Source organism: Nocardiopsis sp. NPDC055824, from assembly GCF_053616335.1.
This window is the reverse complement of the sequence record NZ_JBSHDN010000220.1, coordinates 1-10,255: the sequence shown is the minus strand read 5'-3', so window position 1 is coordinate 10,255 and position 10,255 is coordinate 1. Positions and strand designations below refer to the sequence as shown.

Below are 10,255 nucleotides of genomic sequence, written 5' to 3'. Positions count from 1 at the left end.
TCCGACCCCGGACGCTCACCCTCCGACCGCACACGCTTGTAGTGGTTGTACACCGCCACCGACAAGGCCTTCTTCGCCTGGTCCTGACCGATCACGTACGAGTCCAGGAACTCGTAGATCTCCCGCGGCTTCGGCAACGAGTCCCACGGGGTGTCGGCGTGGAGGACGGTGTCCTCCTCCTCCATGATCTCGTTGCACAGGCCGACGCACTCGTCGCAGATGCAGATGTGGCCGGGCCCCGCGATGAGTCTGCGGACCTGGCTCTGGTCCTTGCCGCAGAACGAGCACTTGAGAAGGGGTGCGCTGGCGCCGGTGCGTGTCACTAGAAACGTTCTCCTCACGCGGGCCGTGCCCGGGTGGATCGGCGGGGAGTCCCCCCTGAGCCAGATGACCGCAGCATCCGGATTCTCACGGTAACCCCTGCTGGTACAGGTCGCAAAGCCGCGCCCGCCGCCCGAGGGGGAGGGCCCGACCGGCGGGCGCCCCCGTCCCCCGGCCGGTCCCCCGCAGCGGTCGGCGCGACGGGGACACGACCGGCGGCGCGCCGCGGAGGGCGGGGGAGGGTGCGCCCCGGTGCTGCCGAGCGTACCCCCGGCCGCGCCCCGTACCCGTCCTCCACAACCCCGCCTTGGTCAACCAGGATTGGCTTTACCCGCGGGCCGACTGAGGTCGACTCCTGGGGCGCCGCCCGCGCGTACCGGCGGAGGGCCGGACGGCGGGCCCTGGCACGCCTCCGCCAGGCCGGACCGCCACCGGTCCGGCGCGCCACGGCGTCAGGTCACCTCCGGGACCTGTCGCCTCCGCGGGCACGGGCGAAGGAGCCGGCGGCGTGGCCGGCGCCGCGGTCGTCGGAGCGTGCCACCACACGGCCGCCCACCACGCGGACCGCGGTCTCGGTGGTGTCCTCCACCGAGGCGACCCCGGCCGCCGCGGCGATCGCGCCGGCGTCGTCGAACACCACACGCAGACGGGGCCAGGCCTCCTCGGGGAAGGCCTGGCGCAGGCACCCGCACAGGTCGGCGACGGCGAGCCTGGCCAGGGGCGCCAGCTCGGCGGGATCGGCGGTGACCACCACGGCCGTGACCGCCGCGTCGCCGGGGGCCGCGCGCAGCGCCTCCTCGACGGCTCCGAGCCGGTGCAGCCCCAGGACGGCCACCACGCCGTCGTCGGCGAGGGAGACGGTCCGGCGCCGGACGGCGTCGAACCCCTCCGGAGGCGCCCAGCCCTCGTCCACGGGGGTGGCGGGCGGGATGTGCGCGACGTGGGGGAGCGGCCAGACGTCGTCCGGGTTCAGGCCGGCGAGCCGCTCACAGGCGCGGACGACGTTGAACGGGTCGACGAAACCGGGGGCGGCGGCGGCCGTCTGCCCGGCGCCGTAGAGGGTCGTGAGCACGGTCTCGGCGACGCGCACCCGGCGTCCCCCGGGCTCCGCCGGCGGTTCCAGGGCCTCCAGGGACAGGCCGAGCAGGACCGCGTCCAGCCGCATCAGCTGGGCGAACGCGCGCCGGGTCGGCTCGTCGGACAGGATCTCGGGGGTGAGCCCGGCCGCGGTCCGCAGGGACTCGTCGGAGTCGGAGAGGGGGAACCTGGAGACCCAGGCGCGGGCGAGCGCGCCCAGGGCCGTGGCGGCCGTGGTCCCGGGCCCGGTCCGGGGCGTCGGCGAGGCACGCTCGGCGGTCTCGGCCAGGACCGAGAAGTACAGGGCCCGTTTGCCGGGGAAGTTGGAGTAGACCGCCCCCCTGGTGAGTTCGGCGCGGTCGGCGATGCGGTCGACCTTGGCGTCGCGGAACCCGTGTTCGGCGAACTCGTCCCTCGCGGCGGCCAGTACACGTGCGCGGTTGCGGGCCTGCTGTTCCGCCCTGTTGAGCCGGGCCATCGTTCTCCTCGCTTCGGCGTCACCCCATCCTACGTCGAGATGCCCCCGACACTCGGATACCAACGACACCCGCATGTCAGGGACATCCGAGCGGGGAGGGGCGTACGCACCGGGGGCGGCGCCCGCGCGGCCCCTCACCCTCACCGGCGCCTCCCCGGGGGGAGGGCGCGGCCGACCGGTCACGGAGCCCTCCCACGGGGCGGTGGGGCGCCCCGGCGGGAGCGGCGACGCGAAGTGTGCAGCGGACCATGGCGCGGGATTCAGCCCGCGTACCCCGCACGGTCACGGGAACGGGGCAGCATGGCCGACCACCGGCCGGGCCGCGCCCGCCGGGACCGCTCCCTCCCCTCCCGCGAAAGCGAGCACCGTTCCCGTGTCCCCACTCGCCTCCCGCGCCGGGACCGGGGCCGGGACCGCCCCGCGCACCGGCGGCGCCGACGACGGCGGCCACCGCCCCGAGATCGACGGGCTGCGGGCCGTCGCCGTGCTGCTGGTCGCCGTCTACCACATCTGGCTGGGCCGGGTCTCCGGCGGCGTCGACGTCTTCCTGATGCTCAGCGGGTTCCTCGTCACGGGGTCCCTGCTGCGGGCGGCCGACCGCGGCGGGATCCGGTTCGGGGCCTTCCTCGGACGGCTGGCCGCCCGGCTGCTGCCCACGGCGGCCCTGGTCATCGCGGCCGTGCTGCTGTGCACACGGTTCCTGCTGCCCGAGCCCCGCTGGCGGGACGTCCTGGGCGAGGCGTTCGCCTCCGCGTTCCACCACCTCAACTGGTCCCTGGCCCTGGACTCGGTGGACTACCTGTCGCGGGGCGACGGGACCAGCCCCCTCCAGCACTTCTGGTCCCTGTCCGTCCAGGGGCAGTTCTACGTGCTGTGGCCGCTGCTCGTCGCCGCGGCGGTGTGGGCGGCGGGGCGCGCCGGGCGCGGTCCGCGCGCGGGCGCCCTCGTCGGGCTGGCCTCCGTGTTCGCGCTCTCCCTGGCCTACTCGGTGTACGCCACCCGCGCCGACCAGCCCTGGGCCTACTTCGACACCGGGGCGCGGCTGTGGGAGTTCGCCCTCGGCGGCCTCCTCGCCCTGGCGCTCCCCCACCTGCGCCTGTCCCTGGCGGTGCGGGTCGTGCTGGGGTGGGCCGGGCTGGCGGCGCTGGTCCTGTGCGGCGTCCTGCTCCAGGTGTCCACGGTCTTCCCCGGCCTCGCTGCCCTGTGGCCGACGCTGGCCGCCGCGGCGGTCGTGGCGGCGGGCGCGACCGGCGCCGGGCCGGGCGCCGACCGGCTGCTGACCCTCCGCCCCGTGCGCTACCTCGGTTCGGTGTCGTACGCGCTGTACCTGTGGCACTGGCCGCTGCTGGTGTTCTACCTGGCCGCCACCGACCGCACCCTGGCGAGCCCGGTGGGCGGGGCGGCGGTGCTGGCCGCGTCGCTGGTGCTGGCCGCGGCGACCACCCCGGTCGCCGACCGGCTGGCCGCGCTCGGAAGGCGGCCGGGCGCCCCCGGCTCCGCGGCGGCCCCCCGCCGGGGCGGGGCCGCGCGGGCCGCCCTGCGGGGGCCGGCTCTGCGCGGAGCGGCGGTGGGCCTGGCCTGCCTGCTCCCGGTGCTGCTCGCGGCCGGGGCCTGGTCGGCCCGGCTGGACGCCGACCAGCGCCGGTGGGAGGAGCTGTTGGCGGACGGCCGCAGCTACCCCGGCGCGGCGGTGCTGGCGGACGGGGGAGGCGCCGGCCGGGCCGCGGACCTCCCGGTCTACCCGAGCCCCGCGTCGGCCTCCGAGGACGTGCCCGCCACCTACGGGGACGGCTGCAACCAGACCATCGCGGACGCCGAGGTCATCACCTGCGTCTACGGCTCGGAGTCCCCGGAGCGCACGGTGGCGCTGGTCGGCGGCTCCCACGCCGCGCACTGGTTCCCGGCGCTGGAGCGGGTGGCGCTCGACCACGACTGGCGGCTGGTCAACATCGTCAAGGGCTCGTGCCTGTTCACCGACGCCCCGCAGACCTACAAGGGAGCCCCCTACACCTCCTGCGCGGAGTGGAACCGCGGCGTGATGGCCGAACTCGCCGCGCTGGAGCCCGACGCGGTGTTCACCACCGGCACCACGACCAGCCTGGACGCCTCCGCCGGGTTCGGGGAGGAGCAGGTCGTGGACGGCTACGTGGAGCGGTGGAGGGAGCTGGAGGAGCTGGGCGTGGAGGTGGTCGCCGTGCGGGACACCCCCCGGTTCGGCTTCGACGTCCCCGAGTGCCTCGCCTCGTCCACGCCGGAGGAGTGCTCGGTGGAGCCGGGGACGTCGATGGCCGCGACCTCGCCCCTGGAGGGGGTGCGGCTCCCGGACAACGTGACCGTGCTCGACCTCAACGACCTGATCTGCGAACCCGCGGTGTGCCGTCCGGTCGTCGGCAACGTGCTCGTGTACTGGGACGGCAGCCACATCGGCGCGACGTTCATGCGCACCCTCGCACCGGCGCTGGACGAGCGCCTCACCGCGGCGACCGGCTGGTAGGCCCTGCGGCGGCGCCCCGCCGGAGGGCCCGGGTCCGCGCGGGGGCCGGGGCGCTACGTCGCCCGGGAGCGCTCCCCGGGTGCGCCGTCCGCGGGCCCGGGGCCGGGCGCACCGCCCTCCCCCTCCGCCGGAGCGGCTCCGTGCCCGGCGCCGATGAGGTGGAGCAGATCGTGCACGGTGCGGTCGGTGAGCGTGTAGCGCACCGTGCGCCCCTCCCGCTCGTCGCGCACCCAGCCCTGGAGCCTCAGGGTCCGCAGCGCCTGGGAGGCGGTGGCGTCGCTGATCCCGGCCGCGGCGGCGAGCTCCCCCACCGAGGCCGTCCCGGGGCCGGCCTGGTGCATCGCGGTCAGCAGCCGCAGGCGGGTCGGGTCGCCGAGCAGGCGGAACCGGTCCGCCCAGGCGCCGATGTCGAGCTGGGAGTTCGGGTCGAGCCGATCACCGGAAGAAGTCATCGGGGCCATCATCGCAGAGCCGGGGCACTGGTGACGATCGTCTCCACGCCCGCGTTCCGGCCCCGCATCGCCGTGGTGACAGGGGAAGGAGGATCCCGGGGCGGTCCGGTGCGCCCGGTCCGGGCGCCGCGCGCGAAATCGGGACCTTATCATCTGATCAGATGGTCAGATATTGGCCGTCGTTCGTGAGAACCGCCCCACAGGAAGCTCTGAATGACACGACCCGTCCCCACACGCACCCTCCTCACCGGCACCGCACTCGTCGCCGCGCTCGCACTCACCTCCTGCGCGGGACCGCCGGCGGCCGGACCGTCCGGCTCCCCCACCCGCATCGTCCTCGCCGACGCCCAGCCCCTGGGCGGCTACGACCCCGTCGACGGATACGGCGAACTCGGCGTCTCCCCGGTCTTCGAGGGCCTGCTGCGGCCCGAGTCCACCGGGGACGACCGGCTGCCCGACCTCGTACCGGCCCTCGCCGCCGCCCCTCCCGAACCCAACGGGGACTCCACGCTCTGGGACGTGGAGCTGCGCACCGACGTCGTCTTCTCCGACGGGTCCGCCCTCGACGCGGACGACGTCGTGGCGACCTACTCCGCCGTGCTCGACCCCGCCACGGCCTCCGAGATCGCCGCCTCCTACTCGATGATCGAGTCGGTCACCGCGACCGGCGACCACAGCGTGCGCTTCACCCTGCACCACCCCTACTACGCCTTCCCCGCGCGGATGTCGCTGGGCATCACGCCCGAGGAGGAGATCACCCCCGGCCCGGCCGCGGACTCCGGGCGCAACCGCCGCCCCGTCGGAACGGGACCCTACGTCCTGGCCGAACTCGACGCCGAACAGGCCGTGTTCGAGGCCAACCCGCACTACCACGGCACCGCGCCGCAGGTCACCGAACTGGTCACCCTGTACCTCCCCGACGACAACACCCGCGCCCAGCGGATGCGCGCGGGGGGCGTCGACGGCACCGTGCTGCCCCCGACCGCGGCCGCGACCTTCGCCGGCGCCGACGGCGTCGACGTCCTGTCGGTACGCACCGCGGACTGGCGGGGGCTGTCCCTCCCGGCGGAGAACGCCTTCGCCTCCGACGGGGCCGCCCGGCTCGCCATGAACCTGGCCGTGGACCGCGACGGGATCATCGAGCACGTCCTCGCCGGCCACGGCCGCCCCGCCCACACCCCGGTGGCCGAGGTCTACGGCGAGGCCCACGAGCCCGAGGCCGTCTTCGACCACGACCCCGACGAGGCCGCCCGCCTGCTGGACGGGGCCGGCTGGCGAGAGGGGCCGGACGGCATCCGCGAGCGCGACGGCGACCGGGCCGCGTTCACCCTGTACTACCTCGCCTCCGACAGCCTGCGCCGCGACCTGGCCACGGCGTTCGCCGCCGAGATGCTGCCCCTGGGGATCGAGGTCGACGTCCGCGGCGGCACCTGGGACGACATGGGTTCGCACACCGCCGACGCCGCGATCCTGCTGGGCGGCGGGGACAAGCCCTACGACCTGGACACCCAGGTGTACGCCACCCTGCACACGCGCGAGGAGGGCACGCCCACGTTCGAGAACCCCGGCGACCTCGCCGTCCCGGGGGTGGACGAGGCCCTGGAGGACGCCCGGCGCAGCCCGGACGCCGCCGAGCGCGCCGAGCTCTACCGCGAGGTGCAGAGGGCCTACGTCGAGCACCCCACCTACGTGTTCCTCGCCTTCGCGGACCACACCTACGTCTCCGCCGAGAACGACTGGGACAGCGGACCGCTGGTGCTCGAACCCCATGCCCACGGCGTCTCCTGGGGCCCGTGGTGGAACCTCGCCGGATGGCGGCGGTGACCGCCGGACCCACCGCCCGCGCCGCCCGCCCGCGTCGCACCCTGTGGCGGGACCGCCGCCGCGCCCTGGGCGGCCTGGCCCTGCACCGCGCCGTCGTCGGCGTTCCGATGCTGGCGGGGCTGAGCGGCCTGGTGTTCCTCCTCGCGGACCGGTCCCCCTTCGACCCGCTCGCCGCCCACCTGGGCGCGCGCTACCAGCAGGTCTCCGCCGAACAGCGGGAGTCGCTGAGCGGCGCCCTGGGGTTCGACGCCCCGTGGTGGCAGGCCTGGTGGGCCTGGGTCGGCGACCTGCTCCGCGGGGACCTCGGCTGGTCCCGCGTGTACGCCATGCCGGTGTCCGAGGTGTTCGCCGAACGCCTTCCGTGGACGCTCCTGCTGTCCGGCACGGCACTGGCGGGGGCCGTCCTCGCCGCGCTGCTGCTGGGCACGGCGGCGGGGCTCGCCCCGGGCGGCGCCCTGGACCGCGCGGTCACCCGCACGGGCGTCCTGGTGCAGGCGGTGCCCCCGTTCGTGCTCGCCCTGGGCTCGGTCACCGTGTTCGCGGTGCTCCTGCGCTGGGCCCCCGTGGCCGGCGCGGCCGAGCCGGGCGGGCCCCACACCGCCGCCGGGGTGGCGCGCCACCTGGTGCTCCCGGCGGTGACCCTGGCCCTCACGCAGCTGCCCTGGGCCCTGCTGGCGGTGCGCACCGCCGTGGCGCGGGCCACGGGTTCCGAAGCCGTGCGGGCCGCACGGGCACGCGGGCTGACCCCGGCGCGGGTGGTCGCCGCGCACGTCCTCCCGGTCTCCCTCGCACCCCTGGCCACCATCGTGGGAGCCCGGCTCCCCGAGCTGGTGGTGGGGGCGGTGCTGGTCGAGGAGGTCTTCGCCTGGCCCGGGCTCGCGGGAGCCGTGGTGGGATCGGCGCAGGCGCTCGACTTCCCGCTGCTGGCCGCGCTCACCGTGGCCACCACCGCCGTCGTGCTGGTCGGATCCCTCCTCGCCGACGCCGCCTACCTGCTCCTGGACCCGAGGGTGGGGACCGATGCCTGAACCGGCGACACGTCCCGCGCGGATCGGGCGGGCGGTGTCCGGGCGGGTCCTGCCCGTGGCGGCACTGGCCGCGCTGGTGGTCTACGCCGTCGCCGTCCCGTGGTGGGCGGGGCCCCAGACCGCGGACTTCTCCCAGGCCCTCCGGGGGCCCGGCCCGGCCCACTGGTTCGGGACCGACCACTCCGGGCACGACCTGTTCGTCCGGGCCGCCGAGGGGTTGCGCGTCTCCCTTGCGATCGCCCTGGCCTGCGCCGTCACCGCCACCGTCCTCGGTGTCGCCGTGGGGGCCGCCGCGGCGTCCGCGGGCGGGCGGGTCGACATGCTGCTCATGCGCGTCACCGACGGCGTCAACGCCCTGCCGCACCTGCTGCTCGGCGTGGTGGTCGTGGCCCTGTACCCGGGGTCGCCGTGGGCGGTCATCGCCTCGATATCCCTCACCCACTGGCCGCAGGTCGCGCGCATCGTACGCGCGGAGATGCTCTCCGTGCGCTCGGCCGAGTACGTGGAGGCGGCCTACCTGTGGGGCTCCACCCGACGCGCGGTCCTGCTCCGCCACCTGCTTCCGGCGGCGCTGCCACAGGCCGCGGTGGGCCTGGTGATGCTCCTTCCGCACGCCGTCTGGCACGAGTCCACCCTCAGCTTCCTCGGTCTCGGGCTCCCGCCGGACGAGGCCAGCCTGGGCACGCTGCTCGAAGTGGCCCGGGGTGACGTGTTCACCGGGGCCTGGTGGACCCTGGCCGCCCCGGCCGGGGTGCTCGTGGCCACCACGCTCGCCACGGCCGGGTCGAGCGGCGTCCTGGGTCCGGGCCCCCGCCGGGCGCGGGGGCCGGGGGTCCGGCGCGGTACCGCCGCCGTGCCCGGGACGGCGGCGCCCGGCGCGATCGCGCGGGACGTGCCCGCCGCGGAGTCCCCCGAGCCCGCGGTGCGCGTGCGCGGACTGACGCTGCGGCTCCCGACGGACGACGGCCGGCTGGTGCACGCCGCCACCGGCGTCGACCTCGACCTGCACGCTGGGCGGTTGACCGCGCTGGTCGGGGAGTCCGGGTGCGGGAAGTCCACGCTCGCCTCGGCCCTGTGCGGACTCCTTCCGCAGGGAACCCGGTCGGCGGGCAGCGTGCGGATCGCCGGCCGGGAGGTCCCCGCCGCCGACGAGCGTGCCTGGCGGGGCCTGCGCGGAAGGGTGGTCGGCCTCGCCGGACAGGCCGGGGCCGCGACGTTCACACCGGTCCGCAGGCTCGGCCCGCAGCTCGCGGAGGTCGCGGCCTCGCTCGGCGCCCCGACGCCGGTGCCGGAACTGCTGGCGCGCGTGGGGCTGGAGGGGTCCGCGGCGGACAAGTACCCCCACGAGCTCTCCGGCGGGATGGCCGCGAGAGCGGTGCTGGCCACCGCGCTCGCCGGGGACCCGGCGGTGCTCGTGGCCGACGAACCCACCGCGGGACTCGACCCGGACCTCGCCGGGCAGGTCCTGCGCCTGCTGCGCGGCGCGGCCGACCGGGGTACCGCGGTGCTCGTCATCACCCATGACCTCCAGGCCCTCGACACCGCGGGCGCCGCCGACGCGGTGGCGGTGATGTACGCCGGGCGGATCGTCGAGCACGGACCGGCGGAGCGCGTGCTGACCGCCCCGGAGCACCCCTACACCGGGGCGCTCCTGGCGGCTCTCCCCGGCCGGGGCCTGCGGCCGCTGCCGGGCCTGCCGCCCGAACTGACCGACCCGCCCGGGGAGGGGTCGTTCGCCGAACGATGGGGAGGAACAGATGTCGCTGGTCGCTGAGGGCGTCACCTGCCGCTACGGGCAGCAGACGGTCCTCGACGGGGTGGACCTCACCGTCGAACCGGGCCGCGTCCTGGGGCTGACCGGGCCCTCGGGGAGCGGGAAGTCCTCCCTCGCCCGGATCCTGACGGGGCTGCGCTCCCCCGACTCCGGAACGGTGCTGGCCGACGGCCGGCCGGTGGCCGCACGCCGGGGCAGGATGAGCGGGGACCTGGGGCTGCTGCACCAGTCCCCGCGGGCGGCCACCGACCCCCGGATGCGGCTGCGCGGGATCATCGCCCAGCCGCTCACCGCACGGGCGCGGGGAACCGGCCCCGGGGCCCGGGGGGCCGGGCGGAAGGCCGACGAGGCCCGCCGCGTGGCGGAGCTGGCCCGGCGGGTGGGCCTGACCGGGGACCTGCTCGACCGCCGCCCCGACCAGGTGTCCGCCGGACAGCTCCAGCGGGCGTGCGTGGCCAGGGCGCTGGCCGCCGCGCCCCGCTACCTGGTCTGCGACGAGCCGACCGCCATGCTCGACGCCGCCTCCACCGCCACCGTCGCGCACCTGCTGACCTCGCTCGCCGAGGACGGTGTGGGGATCCTCGCGATCAGCCACGACCACGCGCTGCTGGCCGCCTGGGCCCACGACGTGGTGGACCTGTCGAGGCTGGGGGCCCCGCACACCGGCCACCCGGCCGGCCGGCGCGCCTCCCCGTAGGCTCCGCCCGCCACGGGCCCGGGCGGGACCGGAGGCCCGCAGGGGTACGGCGGCGGAAGAGGGGAGCCGGCGCGGCCGGGCGGCGAGGGGCCGGACGGGGAGCGACTCCC

General features: G+C 76.4%; 8 protein-coding genes. 5 read left to right on the top strand and 3 right to left on the bottom strand.

The window, feature by feature from the left end; all coding sequences use genetic code 11:
• Both ACWGL3_RS27925 and ACWGL3_RS27920 read right to left on the bottom strand, forming a co-directional pair.
• A partial coding sequence (locus ACWGL3_RS27925) for a ClpX C4-type zinc finger protein (RefSeq protein WP_452461975.1) occupies positions 1–323 on the bottom strand: 323 nt, incomplete at its 3' end.
• 455 nt (positions 324–778) lie between these two features.
• Positions 779–1,876 (bottom strand): TetR/AcrR family transcriptional regulator, encoded by a 1,098-nt coding sequence (locus ACWGL3_RS27920; protein WP_267949076.1) that lies wholly within the window; start codon positions 1,874–1,876, stop codon positions 779–781.
• A 373-nt stretch (positions 1,877–2,249) separates the two neighbouring features.
• On the opposite strand from ACWGL3_RS27920, the gene ACWGL3_RS27915 reads away from it, so the two are divergent.
• Entirely contained in the window at positions 2,250–4,370 is a 2,121-nt protein-coding gene (locus ACWGL3_RS27915) for an acyltransferase family protein (protein ID WP_452461974.1), read from the top strand.
• 53 nt (positions 4,371–4,423) lie between these two features.
• On the opposite strand, the gene ACWGL3_RS27910 is transcribed toward ACWGL3_RS27915, so the two are convergent.
• On the bottom strand, positions 4,424–4,822 hold the full coding sequence (locus ACWGL3_RS27910; RefSeq protein WP_267949075.1) for an ArsR/SmtB family transcription factor: 399 nt from the start codon (positions 4,820–4,822) through the stop codon (positions 4,424–4,426).
• Positions 4,823–5,035: 213 nt separating this feature from the next.
• On the opposite strand from ACWGL3_RS27910, the gene ACWGL3_RS27905 reads away from it, so the two are divergent.
• Genes ACWGL3_RS27905 through ACWGL3_RS27890 form a run of 4 tightly spaced genes read left to right on the top strand, consistent with a single transcriptional unit; the run spans position 5,036 to position 10,145 of the window.
• Positions 5,036–6,646 carry an ABC transporter substrate-binding protein gene (locus ACWGL3_RS27905; RefSeq protein WP_452461973.1) on the top strand — a complete coding sequence of 537 codons (1,611 nt, stop codon included), beginning with the start codon at positions 5,036–5,038 and terminating at the stop codon, positions 6,644–6,646.
• Positions 6,634–7,674 (top strand): ABC transporter permease, encoded by a 1,041-nt coding sequence (locus ACWGL3_RS27900; protein WP_452461972.1) that lies wholly within the window; start codon positions 6,634–6,636, stop codon positions 7,672–7,674. Before ACWGL3_RS27905 ends, ACWGL3_RS27900 begins: the two co-directional genes overlap by 13 nt.
• A complete protein-coding gene (locus ACWGL3_RS27895; protein ID WP_452461971.1) occupies positions 7,667–9,448 on the top strand; it encodes a dipeptide/oligopeptide/nickel ABC transporter permease/ATP-binding protein in 1,782 nt (593 codons plus the stop codon). Before ACWGL3_RS27900 ends, ACWGL3_RS27895 begins: the two co-directional genes overlap by 8 nt.
• The gene (locus ACWGL3_RS27890; RefSeq protein ID WP_267949071.1) at positions 9,432–10,145 is read left to right on the top strand and encodes an ABC transporter ATP-binding protein; all 714 of its coding nucleotides are present in this window, start codon (positions 9,432–9,434) and stop codon (positions 10,143–10,145) included. The genes ACWGL3_RS27895 and ACWGL3_RS27890 overlap by 17 nt, the downstream gene beginning before the upstream one ends.
• Positions 10,146–10,255: the final 110 nt, after the last annotated feature.